Here is a 22,572-nt window from a genome sequence, read left to right on the forward strand (position 1 = left end):
CTCCATGCTCGAGAGCACGGGTCGTCCGCGCATCGGTGTGATGGGTGGCACGTTCGACCCGATCCACAACGGCCACCTGGTGGCCGCGTCCGAGGTCGCGCGTGCGTTCGACCTCGACGAAGTGGTCTTCGTCCCCACCGGTCAGCCGTACATGAAGTCCGGCGTCACCGACGCGGAACACCGCTACCTGATGACCGTCGTGGCCACCGCGTCCAACCCGATGTTCACGGTCAGCCGCGTCGACATCGACCGTCCGGGCCCGACGTACACGGTCGACACGCTCCGCGACCTGCACGCCCAGCGGCCCGATGCGCAGCTCGTCTTCATCTCCGGCGCAGACGCCGTCCAGCAGATTGTCGACTGGAAGGACCATGATGACATCTGGGGACTCGCGCACTTCGTCGCCGTGACACGTCCGGGACACGCCTTGAGCATCACAGGATTGCCCGAACGAGACGTAAGCTTGCTCGAAGTTCCCGCGCTGGCGATATCGTCGACCGATTGCCGCGACCGGGTGAGACGCGGTTTCCCCGTGTGGTACTTGGTCCCCGACGGTGTCGTCCAGTACATCTCCAAGCACCATCTGTATCGGAGCGTTGCATGAGTTCGTCCGACGCGCAGCCGCCTCTGTCGCGGCGCCAGGCGCGCGAGCGGGAGCGTGCCGCCGCAGCCGGTGCGCAGCCCGCGACGCCACCACCCACCGTCGCCGCACCGGCCGACGAGCCGGAAGCCCGCCGCCGTCCCGGGTCCCACGTCGCGCCCGCGCCCGGGGCTCCCGCGCAGTCCGCCGTGCCGTCGGTGCCGTCCGGCGAGCCGACGACGCCGTCCGGTGTGCCGTCCGCGCCGCCGGCCTCCGCGACCGAGATCGTCCCCGGCAGCGGTGGACTCACCCGTCGCCAGATCCGTCAGATGCGTGCAGCCGAGGGGCAGGCGATCCAGCCGGTCCCGTTGCAGAACCCGACGCCCCAGTCATCCGACCGCACCGTGGAGGACGTGCTCGGGTCGGTCGATGCGCTCCAGGCGGAGCCGCGGCCGAACGACACCGACGATGCTCCGTCGGCGGAGCCCGCCGCCGAGACCGTCGTGCTGGACCAGGCCGCCGTCGCCCAGGCCACCGAGGCCGACGGTTCGCCCGACGCCCTCGAGCCCCTCGACGAGGCGGCCGCGCACAGCGAGGAGCCGCGTCGGCACCGTTCGACCTGGGCCCCGCCGGACGCCGACGTACCGGAGCCCGACGCCGCTGCTGACGCTGACGTCGTGCTCGACGCCGACGCCGACGCCGAGCCGGTCGCCGACGCCGACGTCGCTGCCGATGCACCCGCAGGCACCGCAAGTGCCCCTGTTGCTGCTCCGCTGCCGACACTGCCCCCGGGGATCGCGTCGTCGACCCCGGCGGTGTTCCCGCTCTCCCTCGACGGGGACGACACGAACGACGACACGAACGACGACACGAACGAGGTGCCCGTCCAGGCCGCACCCTCGTCGGCCTCCCGTCCGGTGAGCGCGCCGACCTCGGCCCCGCGAGCCGCCGACCGCGCAGGCGATGCCCCGGCCGAGACGGAAGCGCCGCGCATCCCCGCCTCGTTCCAGCGTCCGGTCGAGCCGAAGCCCGTCACGACGGCGTTCGAACCGCCGGTCGGTCACTGGTCGCAGCAGGCCCACGACTCGCACGACACCGAGGTCCACGACGCCGCGACGGGCACCCGCCGCGTCGCCGTGAACAACACGAACGCGATCATCCTGCCGAACTCGGCCCTGGCCGACCCGACCGGGGCGCTGAACGCCACCGGCGAGGTCATCCTCACCGGGTCGATCGACCTGCCCGCCTCGCTGTCCTCGACCGGGTCGCACCGGCCGATCGACGGTGCAGAGGTCGACCGGCTGCTCGAGCAGCACGACGAACAGCCCGACACGGACGCCAGCCCGGTCCGTGCCAGCCGAGCGGTGTCGAGCCACACCTCGACCCGTCAGGTGGTGCTCGCGGCCGCGAAGCCGAAGGAGTCGCGCACGCCGCTCATCCTCGGCGTGACGGTCGGCGCCGTCGGGGTCGCCGCAGCCGCGGTGATCATCGTGGCCCTCGTCACCACCCACACGTTCGGCGGCTAGACACCGCCACCGACACCCGGTCACCACGGTGCTCCCTCGACCTCGGCCTGGCCGCCGTCGGTGGGGTGGCTTATGATCAGGACCCATCAAGCGATCCGGCACACTGCCGGTTCGACGACCGGAAGGAATCCGTGACCGCCTCCTCACGTGCACAGGAACTCGTGCAGATCGCCGCTCAGGCGGCCGACGCCAAGCAGGCCGAGGACCTCGTCGCTCTCGACGTGACCGGGCCGCTGCAGCTCACTGACGTGTTCCTGCTCGCGACCGGCCGGAACGAGCGCAACGTGCTCGCCATCGCGGACGAGATCGAAGAGCGCCTCCTCGAAGCCGGGGCCAAGCCGCTCCGCCGTGAAGGCCGGAGCGAGGGCCGCTGGGTCCTCATCGACTTCGGCGACATCGTCGTGCACGTCTTCCACGAAGAAGACCGCCAGTACTACTCGCTCGAGCGCCTCTGGTCGGACTGCCCGACCATCCCGCTCGAGATCACGGTGGACCACACCGCCTAGTTGCGACGCGCCCGGGTGGCGGTGACGATTTCGTTGCCCGGCGTTCGCATGGTGTACGCTTCTATGGTGCCTCCGGGGAACCGGGGGCAACGGCAGCAACATCGTCCGGGTCTGTGGCGCAGCTGGTAGCGCACCTGCATGGCATGCAGGGGGTCAGGGGTTCGAGTCCCCTCAGATCCACCAACATCCCCCGTGGTTCCTCGGAACCGCGGGGGTTTCGTCGTTCCCGGGGGCAGGTGCTGAGGCCGCTACGCTGAGCGCATGAGCAGCGACGCACCCCTGTCCGGTTCCGCCCTGACGATCACCGCCGGCGGCTACACGGCCGAGATCGCCTCCGTCGGGGCGACGCTGCGGACGCTCCGGCACGAGGGCCGCGACCTCGTGGTGCCGTTCGACGCCGACGAGGTCCGTCCGGCCTTCCGCGGTGCCGTCCTCGCCCCGTGGCCGAACCGGGTCGTCGACGGGCAGTACTCCTTCGGCGGGACCGAGCACGAGCTCGCGCTGACCGAACCGAGCCGCCAGCACGCGCTCCACGGCCTGGTCGCCTGGACCGACTTCCGCATCGCCTCGCACGAGCCCGACCGCGCGGTCCTCGCGACGACGGTGCCCGCGCAGGCCGGCTACCCGTTCCGCGTCGAGGTGCTCGTCGAGTACCGCGTCGACGCCGAGGGGCTGCACACGACCATCACCGGGACGAACACGGGTCCGGACGCCGCGCCGTGGGGGACCGGCCCGCACCCCTACCTCGTCGGCGGCGAGGGCCGTGTTGACGACTGGACCCTGACGCTCCCGGCCGCCGAGGTGCTCGAGGTCACCGAGGACCGGCTCGTCCCGACCGGGCTGGCCCCGGTGCACGACGAGTTCGACCTGCGGTCAGCGACCCGCATCGGCGACCGGTTCATCGACCACGCGTACACCGGGTTCGAGCGTGATGCCGCGGGCGTCGCCACGATCGTCCTCACCGCGGCGGACGAGCGCGGTGTCCGTGTCACGTTCGGGCCGGAGTGCCCGTGGGTGCAGGTGCACACCGCCGACCACGTGATCCCCGAGTACCACCGTGCCGGCCTCGCGGTCGAACCGATGACGTGCGCCCCGGACGCGTTCAACGCCGGCACCGACGCCGGTCTCGTCGTGCTCGAGCCGGGCGCGTCGCACGCGGCCTCGTGGACGATCGCGGCGGTCTGACGGCAGCGCCGGGCCCGGCCCGGATCGCGCTCCGGCGGCTGACCACGACGCCCGACCTCGGAGCCCTGGCCGCCGCTGCCGGGTCCGACGTCGTCTGGCTCGACTCCACGCTGCCGGACGGTTCGCCCGCCACCGCGCACGCGCGGGCCCGCTGGTCGGTCCTGGCGTGGACCGACGGCCCGTTCTCGGCACGGTTCCGGCACGAGGCCGGGCGGGCGTCCGTCACGGTGTCCCCGGCGTCGGAGCGGTGGTTCGGCCCCGCCCGCGACGGTGCACGGGCGGCGTTCGACGTGCTCGCCGACCTGCTCGGGCGCACGCCGGTGCTGTCGGAACCGGTCAACGGGTGCGGGTTCGCGCTCGGGTGGGTGGGGTTCCTCGGGTACGAGCTCGGTCGCGAGTCGGGTGGTGCCGACCGCACGGCGGACGGGCACGCGGACGCCGACCTGCGCTTCACGGACCGCGCCGTGGTGGTCGAGGAGGGCGGCTCGGCCTGGGCGCTCGCCCTGGTCACGGATGCGGAACCGGCGGCCAGCGCCGCGAACCGTGCATGGCTCGGGACGGTGACCGACACGCCGACGCGGGCCGACGTCGGTGACGCGCCCACGGGCCTCCAGGCCGCAGCGACCGGACGCGTGACGCGTGCCGCCTACGAGACCGCGGTGGACGCGTGCCGCGCGGAGATCCGCGAGGGCAACGCGTTCCAGGTCTGCCTCACCACCGCCTTCGGGCTGCTCCCGCCGACGGGCCTGGAGGCGCGGGTCGGGTCCGGTACGGACCCCCACCTGGCCGAGTACCTGCGGCTGCGGACGGCGGATCCCGTCCCGTTCGGCGCGTACCTGCGGCTCGGCCCGCTGCGCGTCGCGAGCCGGTCGCCGGAGCGGTTCCTGCGGATCGACGCCGGGGGTTCCGTGCTCGCGGAGCCGATCAAGGGGACCAGGCGGCGACTCGACGACGACGCCGCCGACGCGGTGGTGCGCGCCGAGCTCGCCGCGAGTGCCAAGGACCGCGCGGAGAACGTGATGATCGTCGACCTGCTGCGGAACGACCTGCTCCGGACGGTGCTGCCGGGGTCGGTGCACGTCGACCGGCTCTGCGACGTCGAGACGTACGCGACCGTGCACCAGATGGTGTCGACGATCGGGGCGGTGCTGCCGCCGGGGGCCTCCCGGGCGGCCGTCGTGCGTGCGGCGTTCCCGCCGGGGTCGATGACGGGGGCGCCGAAGACCAGCGCGATGGCGATCGCGGACCGGCTCGAGGGTGCACCGCGAGGCGTGTACTCGGGGGTGATCGGGTACTTCTCGGCGAGCGGCGCGGTCGATCTGTCGGTGGCGATCCGCACACTGGTGACGGTGGTCGACGAGGACTCCGGAAGCGTCCGCTCGCGGACCTTCGGGGCCGGCGGTGCGGTGACGTGGTCGTCGGTCGCGGCGGACGAGGCGGACGAGGTCGAGACGAAGACCCGGTCGGTGCTCGCCGGGGTGGGGGCCGTCGCGCGCTGGTAGATGGTCTCCGGGTCGTTCTCCGTCCTGGGGTGTTTCCGGGTGCCCCGGCGTGTCGAACGCGTGTTCGACACGGTTGTCCACAGGATGTCGGTCCTCGTTGACATCATCGAACACATGTTCGAATATGAGGGCATGCAAACGGCGACGGCACTCCAGTCGTCCGGGGCTCCACCGGAGCCGACCGGGCGATCCGGTGCTGCGCGGCCGGTGCGTCGTGTCGACCACCTGGGGGATGCCCGGGCGACGCTCGAGCGCATCACGTCGTTGCGCTCGCGGGTCACCGAGATGGAGTCCACGCGCGTCGACACCGAGGGGCTGCCCACGGCCGAGGCGCTCGCGCCACTGCTGCCCGGCGGTGCCATCCGCGTCGGGGGCTCCTACGCGGTGCAGGAATCGGTGCTCCTCGCGATCACCATGCTGCAGGCCGCCTCCGCCGCGGGGGCCTGGTGCGCCGTCGTCGGCGTGCCCTCCTTCGGCATCGAGGCAGCGGCCGCCGCCGGCATCGACCTCGAGCGACTCGTGCTCGTGCCGGACCCGGGCGACCAGTGGCTCACCGTGACCGCGGCGCTCGCGGACGTGGCACAGATCGTCCTCACCCGTCCGCTCGGCCGGGTGGTGCCCGGGGACGTCTCCCGGCTGTCGGCGCGGCTGCGGCAGCGCGGTGGGGCGCTCGTCGCGCTCGGGTCCTGGCCGGGGGCCGACGTCACGCTGCGGGTGACGCGCTCCGAGTGGAGCGGCATCGGGGACGGGCACGGCTTCCTGACGGAGCGGCGGGCCACGGTGTCGGCGAGCGGCCGGGCCGGGGCGGGGCGGCCGGTGGACGCCGAACTGCTGCTGCCCGCGGCGGACGGCACCGTGCGTGCCGCCGTGCCGGTCGGTGCGGCGGTCGGCGGCGGTTCGTCGTCCGTGCTGCGTCCCGTGGCGGTGGCGTCGTGAGTCCCCGCGGTGGCGGCCGGTCCCGGACGGGCGGGTCCCGCTCGGCCGGGTCCCGCGTGACCGGAGCGCTCGCCGGGTCCCGCGGCCAGGGCGCTGGGGCCGGGGTGCCCGATGCGCGGGCGATCCGTGCCGACGCACTCGCCCGCGGTGGCGCGCTGCCCGAACCACCCCCCACCCGGACGATCGTGCTGTGGTGCCCGGACTGGCCGGTGATCGCCGCAGCCCGTGCCGCCGGGGAGCCACCGGAGTCACCGTTCGCCCTCGTGGCGAAGGGGCAGGTGTACGCCAGCTCCGCCAGCGCACGGCAGCACGGCGTCGTCCGTGGCCTCCGCGTGCGAGAGGCCCAGGCACGGTGCCCCGAACTCGTCGTGCAGTCCTACGACGACGCCCTCGACCACCGGGCGTTCGAACCGGTCATCCGCGCGGTCGAGGCAGCCGTCCCCGGGGTCGAGGTCCTCCGACCAGGCACCATCGCGCTGCGCTCCCGCGGCCCGGGCCGCTACTACGGCGGTGAGCGGGCGGCCGCGGCCACCCTCGCGGGCATCGCCGCCGACCACGGCGCCCCCGGTGTCCGGGCCGGGGTCGCCGACACCCCGTTCGCCGCCGAGCAGGCCGCACGGGCACGTCCGGTGCGCCCGGGGGAACGCGTCCGGATCGTGCCCGTCGACGGCTCCGCGTCGTTCCTGTCCGGGCTGCCGCTCGGGGTGCTCGGGGACGCCGACCTCGCGATGCTGCTCGGACGGCTCGGCATCGCGACCCTGGGGGAGTTCGCCGCGCTCGGCGACGAACAGGTGCGCGACCGCTTCGGACCCGCCGGGGCGTTCCTGCACCGGCTCGCCGGTGGGCGCGACCCGCGCGAGGTCGCTGCACGGTCGGTCCCGCCCGAGCTCCGGGTCGAGGCAGCGTTCGAACCGCCGCTCGACCGTGCCGACCAGATCGCGTTCGCGTTCCGGCGCTCCGCCGACGACTTCGCCGCACGGCTCCGGACAGCGGGGCTCGTCGCCACCACGATCCGGGTCGGCATCGTCGACGAGCGGGACATCCTGCTCGAACGCACGTGGGTGCACCCCCGGTGGTTCGACGCCGCCGACGTCGTCGACCGGGTGCGGTGGCAGCTCGCCGGCGGGGTCGACCCGACCGGGCTCGAGGCGCCCGTCGTCTCGGTGGTGCTCGAACCCGTCGCGGTGGACGACATGGCGAACCACGAGCGCGGGCTCTGGGGGACCGGACCCGACGAACGGGTGCACCACGCCCTCGCCCGCGTGCAGGGGCTCGTCGGACACGACGGGGTGGTCACACCCCGGATCGGCGGCGGACGAACCCTGGCGGAGCGTGTCGTGCTCGTCCCGTGGGGCGACGCCCCGGTCGGCGGTGAGCGTGCCCTGGCGACCGTGCGTGACCGCCCGTGGCCCGGCAAGCTGCCCGGACCGCCCCCGGCGACCGTGCTCGACCGTCCGCGCCCGGTGGACGTCGTCACCGCCGACGGCGGCACCGTCGACGTCGACGACCGCGGTGCCCTGACCGGGGTGCCCGAAGGGTTCCGGGCCGAGGGGGAGCGCGGCGGCCGGTTCGGTTCCGTCACGGCCTGGGCCGGACCGTGGCCGCTCGTCGTGCGCTGGTGGGAAGCCGGCGGCCGGCGGCTGCACCGACTGCAGCTCGTCGACGCCGAGGGGCGCGCGTGGTACCTGGTGCTCGCCGATCACCGCTGGTGGGCCGAGGCGGTGGCGACGTGATCGTGTGGAAGGGAGTGCACTGATGGGGTACAGCAACCCGCCGATCCCGTGGTCCCAGTTCGAACGCGCCCTGTCCGACAAGCGGAGCCCGGGCAGCACGCACGACGGCGACGGCGGCGACAGCCCGGCCTGGTCCCGCAAACGCGAACCGTACGCACCGACCCCGCCGGTGTCCGACGACGGCAACGTGCCCGTCGTGCCGTACGCCGAGCTCCACGCGCACTCGACGTTCAGCTTCCTCGACGGCGCGAGCGGACCCGAGCACCTCTTCGAAGAGGCGGCACGACTGCACCTGCACGGCCTCGCGCTCACCGACCACGACGGCTTCTACGGTGCTGCCCGGATGGCCGAGGTCGCCGAGGCGTACCCGACCGTCGCGACCGTGTACGGCACCGAGCTGTCCCTCGGGTTGACCGAACCGCAGAACGGCGTCCCCGACCCGGAGGGCACGCACCTGCTGCTGCTCGCCGACGGGCAAGAGGGCTACCACCGGCTCGCCGGTGCCGTCACCAGTGCGCACCTGGCGGCCGGCGCCGAGAAGGGGCGGCCGCGGTACGACCTCGACGACCTCGCGGCACGGTCCGACGGGCACTGGCGGGTCCTCACCGGGTGCCGGAAGGGTGCCGTCCGGCAGGCGCTCGAGCGCGGTGGCGAGACTGCGGCCGAAGCAGCACTCCGTGCCCTGCTCGACCGGTTCGGCACCGCCGGTGTCGTGGTCGAGCTCATCGACCAGGGCGACCCGATGGACACCACCCGGAACGACGCCCTCGCCGCCCTCGCCGCGAAGCACGCGCTGCCGACCGTCGCCACGGGGAACGTGCACTACGCCACCCCGGACCGCTTCCCGGTGGCGACGGCGCTCGCCGCGGTCCGGGCCCGCCGCAGCCTCGACGAGATCGACGGCTGGCTGCCGGCCGCACCCACCGCGCACCTCCGCTCCGGTGCGGAGATGGCCCGGCGGTTCGCGCGCTGGCCCGGTGCCGTCGAGCACAGCGTGACCCTCGCCGACGAGCTGGGGTTCCGGCTGAAGACCGTCAAGCCCGGGCTGCCCGACATCGACGTCCCCGACGGCCACACCACGATGTCCTGGCTGCGGGAACTCACCTGGCGCGGTGCTCGCCGGTTCTACCCGGGGAGCGCCGACGGCGTGGACCCGCAGAAGCGGGAGCGCATCGAACGCGAGCTCTCGGTGATCGAGGACAAGGACTTCCCCGGGTACTTCCTCATCGTGCGGGACATGGTGCAGTACGCCCGCGACCGGGGGATCCTCTGCCAGGGCCGTGGGTCGGCGGCGAACTCGGCGGTCTGCTACCTGCTCGAGATCACCGCGGTGGACTCCATCCGGTACGGCCTGCCGTTCGAACGGTTCCTGTCGGCGATGCGCGACGAGGAACCGGACATCGACGTCGACTTCGACTCCGACCGGCGGGAAGAGGTCATCCAGTACGTCTACGAGAAGTACGGCCGGTTCAACGCCGCCCAGGTCGCGAACGTCATCACCTACCGGCCGAAGGGCGCCGTGCGGGACATGGCGAAGGCGCTCGGTCACAGCCCCGGGCAACAGGACGCCTGGTCGAAGCAGGTCGAGCGGTGGGGATCGGTCACCGAGAGCGAGGACCACGACATCCCCGACGCCGTGGTGGACATGGCGCAGCAGGTGCTCGGGTTCCCGCGACACCTCGGCATCCACTCCGGCGGCATGGTGCTCACCGACCGGCCCGTCGGCGAGGTGGTGCCGATCGAGCACGCCCGGATGGACGGCCGGACGGTGCTGCAGTGGGACAAGGACGACTGCGCCTACATGGGGCTCGTGAAGTTCGACATGCTCGGGCTCGGCATGCTCGCCGCCCTGCAGTACTCCTTCGACCTCGCCGACGAGCACTGCGGGGAACGCTGGGACATGCACTCGATCCCGAAGGAGGAGCAGGGCGTCTACGACCAGCTGTGCCGGGCGGACACCATCGGTGTGTTCCAGGTGGAGTCCCGGGCGCAGATGGGCACGCTGCCCCGGCTGCTGCCACGACGGTTCTACGACCTCGTGATCGAGGTCGCCCTGGTGCGTCCCGGGCCGATCCAGGGCGGTGCAGTCCACCCGTACATCCGGCGGCGCACCGGCGAGGAACCGATCACGTACATGCACCCCTCGCTGGAACCGGTGCTCGAACGGACCCTCGGCGTGCCGCTGTTCCAGGAGCAGCTCATGCAGATGGCGATCGCGGTGGGTGGCTGCTCGGGGGACGACGCCGACCTGCTCCGGCGTGCCATGGGCTCCAAGCGCGGACACGAGAAGATCGACCGGCTCCGCGAGAAGCTCTACGTGGGCATGGCGGCGAACGACATCCACGGCGAGGACGCCGACGCCATCTACGCGAAGATCCAGGCGTTCGCGAACTTCGGCTTCGCGGAGAGCCACTCGATCAGCTTCGCGCTCATCGTCTACGCGAGTGCGTGGATGCGGTTGCACTACCCGGGAGCGTTCCTGGCGGCGCTGCTCCGGGCGCAGCCGATGGGGTTCTACTCACCGCAGACCCTCGTGGCCGATGCTCGTCGGCACGGGGTGCGGGTGCTGCGGCCGGACATCCTGCGCTCCGGCGTTGACGCCACGCTGGAGCCGGTGCCCGACGGGGACACGACGGCTCCCGTCGTCGCCGACGCCTGCCTCGAGACCGAGCAGCCCCCGGTGCTGCCGTTCGACAAGGCACTGCCCGACGACACGGCCCGGCACCGTCGCGACGGCGCGTTCGCCGTCCGGCTCGGCCTCGCCGAGGTCGCGTCGCTCGGACGGAAGAGCGCCGAGAAGATCGTCGCCGAACGGGACGCCCACGGCCCCTTCACCGACATGTCCGACCTGGCCCGCCGGGTCGGCCTCACCACGGCGCAGCTCGAGGCGCTCGCCGCCGCCGATGCGTTCGCCGCCCTCGGGGTCGACCGCCGCGGTGGCATGTGGTCCGCCGCGCAGGCCGCCGCGGAACGCCCCGACCAGCTGCCGGACACCCAGGTGACGGTGCAGCCGCCGCTGTTCGGGCAGATGACCAGCGGGGACGTCCTCATCGCGGACATGTGGTCGACCGGGATGACGACCGACGACCACCCGGTGCGGCACGTCCGCGACGGACTCGTCGCCCGCGGGGTGCTCAGCGTGCAGGACACCGCCACCGCCGAGACCGGCCGGCGGGTCGAGGTCGGCGGGATCGTGACGCACCGGCAGCGTCCGGCGACGGCGTCGGGCATCACGTTCATGAACGTCGAGGACGAGACCGGGCTCGTGAACGTGATCTGCAGCGTCGGGGTGTGGGGGCGGTACCGGCGGGTCGCGCGCGAGGCGCCGGCGGTCATCGTGCGGGGGATCCTCGAGCGCTCGCCTGACGGGGTCGTCAACCTAGTGGCCGACCGGATCGAGCACCTGTCCCTGTCGGTCCGGACGCGGTCGCGGGACTTCCAGTGACGCGGGCAGTCAGCGGCTGCGACGTGGCGGCTAGGACGCCTCGGGGATGCGGACGGTGACCTCGAGCCCGCCGGAACGGACGTTGCGGATGGCCGCCGTGCCCCCGGCCCGTTCGGCGACGGCCCGCACGATCGCGAGCCCGAGGCCGGAGCCGCCGGGCAGGGGGATGCCGCCGGTCGCCGGGTCGGGGTTCGGGCGCGACTTGCGGGCCTCGTCGGGCCGGGTGAACCGGTCGAACGCCACCGGGATGAACGACTCGGGGACCCCGGGGCCGTCGTCGGTGATCTGCAGGACGCCCTCGCCGCCGGTGCTCCGCCACGACACGAAGACGCCGCCGCCGCGGGGGAGCGCGGACACGGCGTTGCCGGCGATGTTCGTGACGAGCTGCGCCATCCCGCCGGTGTCGAGCCGGTACCGCGGTTCCGGACTGCCGCCGCCGATGCCCGGACCCGAGCCGCCGACGGTGACCGGGGCCTCCAGGTCGAAGTCGACGGTGATGTCCTTCGCCGACGCGATGAGCCGCACGCGGTCGACGGCGGACATCACCTCGTCGCCGAGGTCCGACCACGCGGTGAGGGTCTGCTGCTGGCCGTCCTGGTCGCGACGCTCCGACTCCTCGATGCGGGAGAGCGCGAGCAGGTCGTTCGCCAGCCGTGACAGGCGTGCGACGCTGAGCTTCGCCCGCTCGATGTGGGCGGCGAGGGCCGCGGCGTCGTCGCCGTCGAGCGAGGCGAGGTCGAGCTGCGTGGTGAGGATCGCCAGGGGCGTGCGGAGCTCGTGGCTGGCGTCCGAGACCATCTGCCGTTCGCGTTCGGTGGCCTGCCGGGTGCGGGCGAGGAACGCGTTGAGGGTGGTGGCGAGGGACGCCAGTTCGTCCTGTGCCGGCCCGACCGGCAGTTCGGCGCGCTCGGGGGCGACGGAGAGCCGTTCGGCCTCGCGACGCATCCGGTTCACCGGCCGGAGTGCCGCCGTCGCCAGGACCCAGGACGCGATGCCGAACGCGACGAGGATCGCGAGACCGGTGAGCGACAGAGTCGAGGTGAGGTCGTCGACGACGATGGCCTCGGCCTGCGAGTTGCGCGCCGCGACGACGGTCCAGCGGCCCGCCTGGTTGACCGGGTGCTCGACGACGACGCGGTACTCCGACCCGGAGACACGGATGACCGAGGTGCCGGCCTCCGTCGACATCAGGCTGCCGAGCGCGCGCTCCACCTTCGGCGGCATGGTCGACAGGGCGATGTCACCGGACGGCGACACCACCGCGACGAGTTGCGCGTTGCCGGGGGCGGACAGCTTGGGGTCGCTGTCGACCTCGAGCGTCGCGACGTACGGGTCCGCGTCGGCGTCGAGGAGCGTGCGGGTCGCACTCGCGACGACGCTCACGACCTGGAACCGCATGACGAGCACGAGCAGCACGATGACGACCGCGGCGATCGCGGTGGAGCCGATGGTGATCCGCGAGCGGAGCGAGAGCATCCGGAGCGGACGGATCAGACCCCGTCTCGGGGTGTCCGATCCGGAGGTGGGCCGGGGCCCGGTCACGCCCCGAGGAGGTCGAGGCGGTAGCCGCGGCCGCGCACGGTGGAGATCGCGACGGTGGCCTCGTGCGAGGTCAGCTTCTTCCGGAGGTACGAGATGTACTGCTCGACGACGTTCGGGTCGACGTGCTGCGAGCCGTCCCAGACTTCTTCGAGGATCTTCGGACGGTCGACCACGGTGCCGACGGAGCGTGCGAGCAGTCGGAGCAGCGCGAACTCGGTGGGGCTCACGGCGACGCGCTGGCCCTTGATGAGGATGCGACGGGCCTCGGAGTCGATCGCGACGTCGCCGACCTCGATCGTGCGCGGGGCGCCGGCGGACTCGCGTCGCCCGAGCGCCCGGAGTCGTGCGGTCAGCTCGGCGAAGGCGAAGGGCTTCGTCAGGTAGTCGTCGGCGCCGGCGTCGAGTCCGAACACCCGGTCGTCGACGGCGTCGCGTGCCGTGACGAGGAGGATCCGCACGGGGTCCTCGCGCTCACGGATGCGCCTGGCCAGCTCGAAGCCGGACATGCCGGGCATCATCACGTCCACGACGGCGAGGTCGAACGCCTGGTCGCCGAGCGCGATGAGCGCCTCGACCCCGTTCTCGACCGCCGTGACGCGGTACCCCTCAGCAGCGAGACCACGCTCCATGAGCGCGCGCATCTCGTCATCGTCCTCGACCACCAACAGGCGCATAGCGACCTCCTCGGACCCATCGTGGCATCGAACCGGGGGACCAGGGGTGTTCCGGCACCGAACTCGCTGAATCTCGTCACAGTGAGCGACCGTCACGGGGCAGAACGGTCTGTCCCTCGTTCGTGGGACGTGAGGACTTCTTGCTTCGTTGCTAGGCTCGCGCTCCGGACGAGGCGTACCCGACGCCCATCGTCCGCACTGGGGGCACCATGAACGAAACGCCGGAACACCCGGCCCTCGTCCGACTCCGCGCCGAACTCGATGCCGCTTGGAAGGGCATCGGGGTCCTCGGCGACATGGAGGACGACAGCCGCGACCGCGTCGTCGCCGAACTGCGCACCGCGGTCCCCGACGTCGCCAGCCGTGCTGCGCGCGCAGCTGGCGCGGACGCGGCGGTCGCGGAGATCAGCCGCTTCGCGGAGGCCGAGGTGGTCGCGAGCGACGCCGCGGTGCCGACCGCGACGATCTGGGACGACATCGTGCACAACGCCGCCGTGGCGGCATCCGCGTCCCGCTGACGCGGGAGACCGCGGGAGACCGCGGGAGACCGCGGGAGACCGCGGGAGACCGCGGGACACGCCCCGCGCGGATCCGTCAGTCGTCCTCGCCCAGCAGCTCCTCGCGCACGCGGCGGATGTCCTCGAGCAGCGCCCCGATGAGCACCCAGTGCCGCGAGTTCGGCCGTACGACCTCGATCGGTGCGGTCAGCGCGGGCTCCTGCGAGGGAGGCTCCTGCGAGGGAGGGAACGCGATGTCGTCGGCGACGGCGGAGCTGGCGGCGGCGCCCGCGGGATCGGGGAGCTCCGACGCCGACCGCGCCCCGAGCGCCCGCACGTCGGCCCCGATGCGCGCGACCTCGGTGGCGATGCTGCCCACCACCGGGTCGGCACGGAGGTCGGGCGTGGCGGTGTCGCGGATCGCGCGGGTCATCCCGGTGACGCGGGTGACGAGCACGCGCAGATGCTCGGCGATGGCGATGTCCTCGTCGAGCACCTGCGCGTGCGGGCCCCGTCGCGGGTTCATGGTGAGGGACTCCCGGGCGGCGGTGAGGGCCGCCTCGGCCCTGGCGTGCTGCTGCCGGAGTGCCCGCGCCTGCAGGAGCGCCTCGTGCCAGCGCTCCTGGTCCCAGCCCTCGGTGAGCCCGATCGCGATCCGTTCGAAGGCGACGGCGGTGTCCCGTGCGAGCCGCGCGACGGCGAGGTGCGCCGGACCGAGCAGCACGGGCGGCACGATCAGGGCGTTGACGATGAGGGCGACGATCGCGCCGAGCACGGTCTCGAGGATCCGGTCGGCCGAGTAGTTCGGGGTGACGACGCCCGCGGTGAGCACGAGCATGCCGCTGATCCCGACCTGCGTCGCCGACGTCGGGGTGAGCCGGAGCGCCCAGGCGATGAGGATCGCGAGCACGATGACGAGCAGCACGACCCACACCGAGTCGCCGAGCAGCAGGTGGAACCCGGTGGCGAGGACGACGCCGAGGACGACCCCGGCGCTCCGCTCGATGCCCTTCACGAACGACTGGTTGATGCTCGGCTGCACGACGAGCAGCGCGGCGATGGCGGCGAAGGTCGGGAACGGACCGTCGATGAGCACCCGGCAGAGCAGCACGGCGGCGACCACCGCGACCGCGGTCTTCACGACCTGCAGGAACGGCGTGCGGCTGGAGCTGCGGAGGCGCGCGACCGGGTTCACGACGACCACGGTAGCCACGGTCCGCACGCCGAGCCGTGCACGAACGCGACGAATCGGTCCCGGTCCGGTTGACTGGTCTCGTGTGGCCCAACCATGAGCGCGTCATCCCGCAGGCCTTCGCCGGCTCCGGGACCTCCGTGGTGGCCGCACGCGCGCACTCCGTCGAGCCCTCGGGCAACGGCTACCTGTACGGGTACGAGGTCGACACGGTCGACCGGAACGGGCAACGCGCCACGGTCCTGACCTACGTCGACACCGGTGGGACGCACGACCAGAACAGTGCGATCGTCACCGATCCGGCGACCGGCGACCCCGTCTCCGTGTGGGCGTACCCGAACGACCCCGGGCTGCCGGTGCTGCCGCAGGTGACCTACCGGGACGCCGTCGCCGAACTCCTCACGACGCTCGGCATGCCGGTCACGAACCCGACCCTCACCGTCGCGGCGTACCGGCCGGGCAAGCGTGCCGTGGTCCGCGTCGACGCTCCGGAGGGGACGGTGTTCCTCAAGGTCGTCCGTCCGCACCGGGTCGCGCCGATCGAGAAGTCGCACGAGCAGTTCGTCGCGGCGGGCCTGCCGGTCCCGCGGGTCCTGTCGAGCCGTGGCGACGGACTCCTCGTGCTCGAACGGATCCGCGGTGTGCCCGCCGGCAGCCGGATCCTCGACATCGCCGACGACCCGCGGTTCGTCGCGTCCCTCGCCGCGCTCACCGGGCGGATCGCGACGGTCCCGATGACCCAGCAGGCCCGCGCGGACGCGATGGACCACGCCGACTGGCACCGACGGACCCTGGTGGCCGCGCTGCCGCAGGACGCCGAGGAGATCGACGGGCTCTACGACGCGATCGGCCGGCGCTCGATCGGGTGGGCCTCGACCACGAAGCAGGTCGTGCACGGCGACCTGCACCTCGAGCAGGTCTTCGTGGACGAGGACGAGCCGTGGCGCATCTCCGGCCTCCTCGACATCGACACCGCCGGCTGGGGCTTCCCCGTTCGCGACATCGGAGCGGTCGTCGCGCACCTCGTCGTCACCGGCCTGTGGCACCGGTCGCGGGGCGACGCCGAGCGCGGCGCCGCGGCGGAACGCCTCGCCGACGCGGTCGCCCGCGACTGGGTCGCGCGGAACCCCGACCAGACCGACCGGATCGGTCCGGCGATCGGCGCGCAGCTCCTCGCCCACGCGGGCGGGCAGGCGACCACCGGGTCCGCGAACGGCATCCACACCGCGGAGCAGCTCCTCGCCGCGACGCAGGCCGCCCTGGCGGACGCGGCCCCGATCCTCCCCTCCGGTGGGCTGGTCCGTCCGCGGTCCGCACCACAGGTCTGAACCGGCCCCGCACCGTGGAACGCGCGGTGCGGTCGGTCGCGCACCGTGCCTCCAGGCCGGTGTGCCGGGAGGCGCGACTCGCGCGGGCGACGCCGAGTCGCCTCCGTCGGTGGTCGGGGAGTAAACTGAGCGCGCACGCACCGGATCCCCGCGTGCCGCGTCGATTCCGGACGCAGCAGTCGGTCACTTGACCGACGTGGGGAACGGATCCGTGGTCGTCCCGAGGGGGCGTCACGTGCGTGTGACGGCGCCGGATCCCGGCGCGGACCGTCGCATGCGGCGCCACCCGGTGGCCGCGATGGGAACGGACCGCGGGAGTCCACCGGACGTCCCGAGGCGGGGACCGGCGAAGCAGCAGGCCATGGTGGCCCGCGAGCACCGGTGCCGTGTCAGGCGCCGGTCCAGGAATTCCCGCCCCGATGGGCGGCTCGCCCGTGACGAACGGGCGGAACAGGAGGAGCGTTGGCTCGATCAGGCACCCGGCGTGCAGCCGGCGGGACGCGGACCGCATCCCGCCGTACCAGGCCGCTCGACAACGACGGCGTGATCCCCGTCCTCGCCCGCGCCGTGCGCGAGGTCGAGGCGGCGGCGCAGCGCGGACCGCTCAAGGCGTCGAACCGCTCGAAGTTCCAAGCCGTCGCCCTGCTCATGCGCGAGGAACGCGCACGGGTCAAGGCCGACCCGGAACTCACCGACTCGCAGCGAGCGGAACAGCTCAAGCGGCTCGACGGGGTCGCGACGATCCTCGCGAAGACCGCGGCACGGGACACCAGCGTCATCCAGCTCCTCACCGAAGAGGCGTCGGTGGGCGAGGCGACCCGCACGGTCAAGCGCGACATGATGATCGCGGGCGGCATGGAACTGCAGCCCGAGGACCTCGTCATCGCGGCCGAACCATCCCCGACGGTCGAGAGCCCGGTGCGCTCGGTCCTGCCGCAGGCCGTCGTGCAGCGCCAGCTCGCGAACCCGTTCCTGCCGCCGGACTTCGCGCTCGCCGACCAGCCCGTCGCGCACCCGCGTCGCCTGGCGAACTGGGAGCTCTTCGGTCCGCTGTTCAAGTCGTTCGAGTACGGCGCGGGCGGGGGAGCGGCGACGATGGCGCTGCCGGAACCCGAGACGCTGCACTCCCGGTCCGGCACCACGCTCATGAAGCACCAGGCCGAGCTCATCGCCGCCGCGGCCGAGGGGCACCGCACGTTCCTGCTCGCCGACGAGCCGGGTCTCGGCAAGACCGCGCAGTCGCTCCTCGCCGCCGACGCCGCGAACGCGTTCCCGCTGCTCGTCGTCGTGCCGAACGTCGTCAAGACGAACTGGGCGCGTGAGGCCGAGCGCTGGGTGCCGAACCACCGCGCCACCGTCATCCACGGGGACGGCGACGACCTCGACGGGTTCGCCGACATCATCATCGTGAACTACGAGATCCTCGACCGGCACGTCGGCTGGCTCGGGAACTTCGGGTTCAAGGGCATGGTCGTCGACGAGGCGCACTTCATCAAGAACAAGGACTCGCAGCGCTCGAAGTTCGTGCTGCAGCTCGCCGAGAAGATCCGGCAGCGCACCTCCGCGCCGCTTCTGATGGCCCTGACCGGCACGCCGCTCATCAACTCCGTCGAGGACTTCCGCTCCATCTGGGAGTACCTCGGCTGGATCGACGACAAGAAGCCGCGCGCGAAGCTCATGAACGAGCTCGAGGAGATCGGCCTCACGCCGGCCGACCCGGGCTTCTTCGTCGAGGCGCGCAAGGCCGTCATCGACCAGGGCATCGTCCGACGCCGCAAGGTCGACGTCGCCGCGGACATCCCGGCTCGTCGCGTCGCCGACATCCCCGTCGAGCTCGACGACGAGGTCGGTCGATCCATCCGCGACGCCGAGCGCGAGCTCACCGCGAAGCTCGTCAAGCGCTACCACCAGGCGCTCGACGCCCGCACCGGTCAGGACCCGGTCGTCGGCATCGACCACAAGCTCGTCCGGCAGGTCGCCCGCTGGGAGCTCGAGGACCAGGACGCCTCGCCGACCGGAGAGAACGTGTTCTCGATGGTCCGACGGATCGGCCGCGCCAAGGCGCAGCTCGCGGCGGACTACGCGGCGCAGCTCGCGTCGAACGTCGGCAAGGTCGTGTTCTTCGCGAAGCACCTCGACGTGATGGACCAGGCCGAAGAGGTCTTCGCACGCCGGGGACTCCGGACCGCCACCGTCCGGGGCGACCAGACGGCGGCGCAGCGCACCGCCGAGATCGACTCCTTCGTGAACGACCCCGACGTCGCCGTCATCGTCTGCTCGCTCACCGCGGCGGGCGTCGGCCTCAACCTGCAGGTGTCGTCGAACGTCGTGCTCGCCGAACTGTCCTGGACGGCGGCCGAGCAGACCCAGGCGATCGACCGTGTCCACCGCATCGGGCAGGAAGAGCCCGTCACCGCGTGGCGCATCATCGCGGCGCAGACGATCGACACGAAGATCGCCGAGCTCATCGACTCGAAGGCGTCCCTGGCGGCTCGGGCGCTCGACGGGTCGGACGAGGAGATCGTCGACTCGGGCGACATCCAGCTCGACGCGATGGCGGCCCTGCTGACGGAGGCGCTGGAGGGCTGACGGCGGGCGGCTGCGGCTGCGGCGCTGCGGCTGCCGCTGCTGCGGCTGCCGCTGCTGCCGCTGCTGGCGCTGCGGCTGCGGCGGTCACGGATCGCTCTCGAGTTGCACCCCCGCACGAGCATCGCGCCCCGTCACAACGGGGCGCGATGTTCGTGCGGGGGTGCGATGCCGAGCGGCGGCGTGCTCGTCCGGCGTCAGATGCGCGACTGGACCTCGGCGAGCGACGGGTTCGTCGCGGTGCTGCCGTCGGGGAACACCAGCGTCGGTACCGTCTGGTTGCCGCCGTTGACCTCGGCGACGAGCTCCGCCGTGCCCGGCGTCTGCTCGATGTCGACCTCCGTGTAGGGCACGCCGGCCTTCGTCATCTGGTTCTTCAGGCGCGCGCAGTACCCGCACCAGGTGGTCGTGAACATCGTGACGGCGCCGGCCTCCGGCACGAACGCCTCACGGGTGATCGTCTCGCTCATGAGGTCAGGCTAACCCGTCCTCCTGGGGGACTTGTGCGGCTTAATCGATATAGGTAGTTTGAGGGCATGGAACCGATCCAGCGCGTGACCGCACCCACGCTCGACGTGCTCGACGCCGTGCTGTCGAGCGACGGGCCCGTCTGGGGCCTGCTCGTCATCAAGGCGACCGGGCGACAGGCCGGCACCGTCTACCCGATCCTCGAGCGTCTCGAACGACAGGGGTGGGTCCGGTCCTCGTGGGACGACGACGCGGACCGGCCCGGCCCCCGTCGGCGACTCTACGAGTTCACGGCCGACGGCGTCGAAGCGGCCCGCGGGCTCCTCGACGCACGGCAGACCGCCGAGGCTGCCGCCCTGGCGACCCGACCGGTTCGTCCCGGTCGCTCGAGCGGCCGGACGGTCACCTCGTGAGCGCGCTCGACCGGATCCTCGTCGGCGCGGCCGTCGCCGTCTCGCCGGCGGCCCACCGAGACGTCCGCCGCGAGCAGTGGGCCGCCGACGTCCGGGACGCCCACGAGCTCGACCTCTCGCCGACCGCGCTCGCGTTCGGCGCACTGACCACGGCGCTGTTCCACCGACGCGCCGGACACCGATCCACCTGGGGGGAAACCATGACCGCAGCACCGTTGCACGTCCGATCCGCGCCGCACACGATCCGGACCGTCCCGGTCCTCGTGGGGCTCGCGCTCCTGTCCTTGGCCGCCGGCGCCGTCGGGCTCAGCCTGCTCCAGCGGTACAACGGCTTGCCGGGCGCCGTGGTGCTGTTCGACCTCGTCGGAGTCGCGCTCTCCGTCTTCCCCGGAGTCGTGATCGCGGTCTCGGCCCTGCTCGTGACCGGAGCGAGCAAGCGACGGAGGGTCTTCGGCGCGCTTGCCGTCCTCGCGATCGCCGCGGTGTGGTGGGAGACCATCACCGGCAAGTTCTCGCTGCCCGTCGAGTACTCCTTGCAGGTCGGTGTGTTCGCTGCCGCGGTGCTCGCCGTCTGGTTGGCCGTCCGTCCCGGTGCCGGCTGGGGCTGGGTGCTCGTCGCGGCCCCCGTCGTGGTCGCGGTGCTCCTCGCGCCGCTCGCCAGAGCACTCGACGGGGCGGGCCTCAGCGCGTCCGGTGGCACGGCGGTCTCGTGGGGACTCCAGCTCGTCCCCTTCGTGGTGGCGGCGGTGGCCGGGGTCATCGCGACGAAGTTCTCCACAGATGCGCCCGCCGTGGTCGAGCAGCACCCGCAAGCCCTGGTAGACAAGAGCGCGTGAGTGACACGCACCTCGAGATCGAGCGCACCTACGACCTGCCCGAGGGCGGTGACCTCCCGGACCTGATCGGTGTCGGCGGCATCCTCCGCACCGACCACCAGGAACCATTCGAGCTCGACGCCACCTACTGGGACACCGAGCGGTACGACCTCGTGGCGTCGCGGGTCACCGTCCGCCGGCGCACCGGCGGCCCGGACGCCGGCTGGCACATCAAGCGTTCGGAGTCGGACACGATCCGTCACGAGCAGCACTTCCCGCTCACCGAGGACGCCGACGCCGTTCCGGACGGCGTGCTCGCCGCGCTCTTCACCGAGCGCCGTGGCCGGGGACTCCGTCCGGTGGTCCGCATCACGACTACCAGGACCGTCACCCGGCTCCTCGACGAGGACGGCGACCAGATCGCCGAGCTCGCCGACGACCAGGTCACTGCGCAGCGTCTGGACGACGACGCGCCGGAGACCCCGCGCACCTGGCGTGAGGTCGAGGTCGAGACCGTCGACGGTGTCGACGCGCAGGTGGCGCACGAGCTCTTCGCAGCACTCGACGGCCGTTTCGCAGCGGTCGGGGCCGGCCCCGCCGCCGTGTCCTCGAAGCTCGCGCGTGGACTCGACGGCGCACCGGCGCTCCGTCTCCGATCCACCGAGAAGCCCGACAAGGGGACCGCGGCACGCGCACTGACCAAGCGACTGCGCAAGCTGCGGTCGACGCTCCTCGAGCAGGACTCCCTGCTCCGCTCCGGGGGTCAGGCGGACCTCAGGGAGACGGCTGAGACCGCCTTCGGCATCGCCGCGGTCATCGGGTCCTACCGGCCCGCCTTCCCCGCGACCGACGAGGTCGACCGCGCAGCCGAGGCGGCCGAGGGCCTGGCGGCGGTGACGGCGCGCGCGGCACTGGCCGAGTACCTCGTCGACCGGTTGCCGCGCGCGTCGACGCCGGCCCAGGACGCCCTGGTCGACGCGATGACGCGGGAACGCATCCTCGCCGCGACCCGTGAGCGCCGGTCGGTGGCCGTGCGCGACGTCGTCGCCTTCCTGCACGGCGAACCGTTCCTCGAGCTCCTCGACGTGCTCGACGACGCCGTGGAGCGCCCCGAACCGACGGCATGGGCACTGCGCTCCCCGAAGAAGGTCGCGCAGGACGTGTCGGCGGTCGAGAAGCCGCGTGTGCGCGAACTCGTGCGCGACGCCGTGGGCGAGGACGACGAGACCTCCGCGGTGCTCGAGCGGGAGACCGCTGCGCGCGAGGCGACCGAGCTCGCGTGGCGTGCCGCGACCCGCGCGCGCATGGCGATGGACGTCCTGCGCGACGACGCGTTCCCCCACGCCCTGTGGAGGCGCATCGGCGACGCAGCCGATGTCCTCACCGAGCGGGTGCGGTCCCTGCACGCGCTCGACGTGCTCCGTGTGCACTCCGGGATCGCCGAACGCGGGGGCGAGGGCACCTTCGGGTACGGCGTGCTCGCGGGTGACCGTGTCCGGCTCGCCGAGGAGTCCTACGACGAGGCGGTCCAGGCACTCAACCGGGTGTGACCGGGGCCGGGGCGAACCCGCCCCCGGCACCCGCCCCCGGCACCCGGCCTCGGCACCCGAGACCCGGCACCCGAGACGCGGCAGCCGAGACGCG

18 protein-coding genes and 1 tRNA gene are annotated in these 22,572 nt (G+C 72.8%); 15 read left to right on the forward strand and 4 right to left on the reverse strand.

What is annotated here, in order from left to right; translation table 11 throughout:
• The first annotated feature begins 4 nt into the window (after positions 1-4).
• From nadD to DEJ28_RS05765, 9 genes are all read left to right on the forward strand, one after another.
• Entirely contained in the window at positions 5-604 is a 600-nt protein-coding gene (gene nadD, locus DEJ28_RS05725; protein ID WP_111115450.1) for a nicotinate-nucleotide adenylyltransferase, read from the forward strand.
• Positions 601-2,106: a hypothetical protein gene (locus DEJ28_RS05730; protein WP_111115451.1), complete on the forward strand. Its 1,506-nt coding sequence runs from the start codon at positions 601-603 to the stop codon at positions 2,104-2,106. Before nadD ends, DEJ28_RS05730 begins: the two co-directional genes overlap by 4 nt.
• Positions 2,107-2,237: 131 nt before the next feature.
• A complete protein-coding gene (gene rsfS, locus DEJ28_RS05735) occupies positions 2,238-2,612 on the forward strand; it encodes a ribosome silencing factor (RefSeq protein WP_111115452.1) in 375 nt (124 codons plus the stop codon).
• Between the two features lie 107 nt (positions 2,613-2,719).
• Positions 2,720-2,795, forward strand: a tRNA-Ala gene (locus tag DEJ28_RS05740).
• A 78-nt stretch (positions 2,796-2,873) separates the two neighbouring features.
• Entirely contained in the window at positions 2,874-3,797 is a 924-nt protein-coding gene (locus tag DEJ28_RS05745; protein WP_111115453.1) for an aldose 1-epimerase family protein, read from the forward strand.
• Complete coding sequence (locus DEJ28_RS05750; RefSeq protein WP_181433691.1) at positions 3,776-5,299, forward strand: anthranilate synthase component I family protein; 1,524 nt, start codon at positions 3,776-3,778, stop codon at positions 5,297-5,299. Before DEJ28_RS05745 ends, DEJ28_RS05750 begins: the two co-directional genes overlap by 22 nt.
• Positions 5,300-5,431: 132 nt before the next feature.
• Entirely contained in the window at positions 5,432-6,235 is an 804-nt protein-coding gene (gene imuA', locus DEJ28_RS05755; protein WP_181433692.1) for a DnaE2-dependent mutagenesis accessory factor ImuA', read from the forward strand.
• A gap of 56 nt (positions 6,236-6,291) precedes the next feature.
• Positions 6,292-7,968, forward strand: coding sequence for a DNA polymerase Y family protein (locus DEJ28_RS05760; RefSeq protein WP_258368041.1), 1,677 nt, complete (start codon positions 6,292-6,294; stop codon positions 7,966-7,968).
• Positions 7,969-7,990: 22 nt separating this feature from the next.
• Positions 7,991-11,413, forward strand: coding sequence for an error-prone DNA polymerase (locus DEJ28_RS05765; RefSeq protein WP_111115455.1), 3,423 nt, complete (start codon positions 7,991-7,993; stop codon positions 11,411-11,413).
• A gap of 30 nt (positions 11,414-11,443) precedes the next feature.
• On the opposite strand, the gene DEJ28_RS05770 is transcribed toward DEJ28_RS05765, so the two are convergent.
• Both DEJ28_RS05770 and DEJ28_RS05775 read right to left on the reverse strand, forming a co-directional pair.
• Positions 11,444-12,889, reverse strand: coding sequence for a sensor histidine kinase (locus DEJ28_RS05770; RefSeq protein ID WP_111115456.1), 1,446 nt, complete (start codon positions 12,887-12,889; stop codon positions 11,444-11,446).
• A gap of 62 nt (positions 12,890-12,951) precedes the next feature.
• Complete coding sequence (locus DEJ28_RS05775; RefSeq protein WP_070416542.1) at positions 12,952-13,629, reverse strand: response regulator transcription factor; 678 nt, start codon at positions 13,627-13,629, stop codon at positions 12,952-12,954.
• A gap of 209 nt (positions 13,630-13,838) precedes the next feature.
• On the opposite strand from DEJ28_RS05775, the gene DEJ28_RS05780 reads away from it, so the two are divergent.
• Positions 13,839-14,147, forward strand: coding sequence for a hypothetical protein (locus tag DEJ28_RS05780; RefSeq protein ID WP_111115457.1), 309 nt, complete (start codon positions 13,839-13,841; stop codon positions 14,145-14,147).
• A 76-nt stretch (positions 14,148-14,223) separates the two neighbouring features.
• Here DEJ28_RS05780 and DEJ28_RS05785 read toward each other — a convergent pair whose 3' ends face one another.
• Positions 14,224-15,321, reverse strand: a complete 1,098-nt coding sequence (locus DEJ28_RS05785) for an FUSC family protein (RefSeq protein ID WP_146248842.1) — start codon at positions 15,319-15,321, stop codon at positions 14,224-14,226.
• Positions 15,322-15,401: 80 nt separating this feature from the next.
• Here DEJ28_RS05785 and DEJ28_RS05790 point away from each other — a divergent pair, with 80 nt between their 5' ends.
• Together DEJ28_RS05790 and DEJ28_RS05795 are read left to right on the forward strand one after the other, a co-directional pair.
• Positions 15,402-16,646, forward strand: a complete 1,245-nt coding sequence (locus DEJ28_RS05790) for a phosphotransferase enzyme family protein (RefSeq protein WP_146248843.1) — start codon at positions 15,402-15,404, stop codon at positions 16,644-16,646.
• 462 nt (positions 16,647-17,108) lie between these two features.
• A complete protein-coding gene (locus tag DEJ28_RS05795; RefSeq protein WP_181433693.1) occupies positions 17,109-19,235 on the forward strand; it encodes a DEAD/DEAH box helicase in 2,127 nt (708 codons plus the stop codon).
• A 194-nt stretch (positions 19,236-19,429) separates the two neighbouring features.
• Here the strand turns inward: DEJ28_RS05795 and DEJ28_RS05800 are convergent, their stop codons facing one another.
• Complete coding sequence (locus DEJ28_RS05800; RefSeq protein ID WP_111115460.1) at positions 19,430-19,702, reverse strand: mycoredoxin; 273 nt, start codon at positions 19,700-19,702, stop codon at positions 19,430-19,432.
• 66 nt (positions 19,703-19,768) lie between these two features.
• Here DEJ28_RS05800 and DEJ28_RS05805 point away from each other — a divergent pair, with 66 nt between their 5' ends.
• The 3 genes from DEJ28_RS05805 to DEJ28_RS05815 are packed head-to-tail and all read left to right on the forward strand — an operon-like array spanning position 19,769 to position 22,478.
• Positions 19,769-20,113: a PadR family transcriptional regulator gene (locus tag DEJ28_RS05805; protein WP_111115461.1), complete on the forward strand. Its 345-nt coding sequence runs from the start codon at positions 19,769-19,771 to the stop codon at positions 20,111-20,113.
• Entirely contained in the window at positions 20,110-20,949 is an 840-nt protein-coding gene (locus DEJ28_RS05810; RefSeq protein WP_181433694.1) for a hypothetical protein, read from the forward strand. Before DEJ28_RS05805 ends, DEJ28_RS05810 begins: the two co-directional genes overlap by 4 nt.
• Positions 20,946-22,478 carry a CYTH domain-containing protein gene (locus tag DEJ28_RS05815; RefSeq protein ID WP_181433695.1) on the forward strand — a complete coding sequence of 511 codons (1,533 nt, stop codon included), beginning with the start codon at positions 20,946-20,948 and terminating at the stop codon, positions 22,476-22,478. Before DEJ28_RS05810 ends, DEJ28_RS05815 begins: the two co-directional genes overlap by 4 nt.
• The last annotated feature ends 94 nt before the right edge of the window (positions 22,479-22,572 follow it).

Origin of the sequence: Curtobacterium sp. MCPF17_002 (assembly GCF_003234115.2) — a bacterium.
Lineage (GTDB): Bacteria > Actinomycetota > Actinomycetes > Actinomycetales > Microbacteriaceae > Curtobacterium.

What these genes read in the sequence shown, in the direction of transcription:
- DEJ28_RS05745 (WP_111115453.1), top strand. Translation starts at nt 2,874, where the DNA reads ATGAGCAGCGACGCACCCCTGTCCGGTTCCGCCCTGACGATCACCGCC.
- DEJ28_RS05800 (WP_111115460.1), bottom strand. Translation starts at nt 19,702, where the DNA reads ATGAGCGAGACGATCACCCGTGAGGCGTTCGTGCCGGAGGCCGGCGCC.
- DEJ28_RS05780 (WP_111115457.1), top strand. Translation starts at nt 13,839, where the DNA reads ATGAACGAAACGCCGGAACACCCGGCCCTCGTCCGACTCCGCGCCGAA.
- DEJ28_RS05775 (WP_070416542.1), bottom strand. Translation starts at nt 13,629, where the DNA reads ATGCGCCTGTTGGTGGTCGAGGACGATGACGAGATGCGCGCGCTCATG.
- DEJ28_RS05730 (WP_111115451.1), top strand. Translation starts at nt 601, where the DNA reads ATGAGTTCGTCCGACGCGCAGCCGCCTCTGTCGCGGCGCCAGGCGCGC.
- DEJ28_RS05770 (WP_111115456.1), bottom strand. Translation starts at nt 12,889, where the DNA reads ATGCTCTCGCTCCGCTCGCGGATCACCATCGGCTCCACCGCGATCGCC.
- DEJ28_RS05805 (WP_111115461.1), top strand. Translation starts at nt 19,769, where the DNA reads ATGGAACCGATCCAGCGCGTGACCGCACCCACGCTCGACGTGCTCGAC.
- nadD (WP_111115450.1), top strand. Translation starts at nt 5, where the DNA reads ATGCTCGAGAGCACGGGTCGTCCGCGCATCGGTGTGATGGGTGGCACG.
- imuA' (WP_181433692.1), top strand. Translation starts at nt 5,432, where the DNA reads ATGCAAACGGCGACGGCACTCCAGTCGTCCGGGGCTCCACCGGAGCCG.
- DEJ28_RS05765 (WP_111115455.1), top strand. Translation starts at nt 7,991, where the DNA reads ATGGGGTACAGCAACCCGCCGATCCCGTGGTCCCAGTTCGAACGCGCC.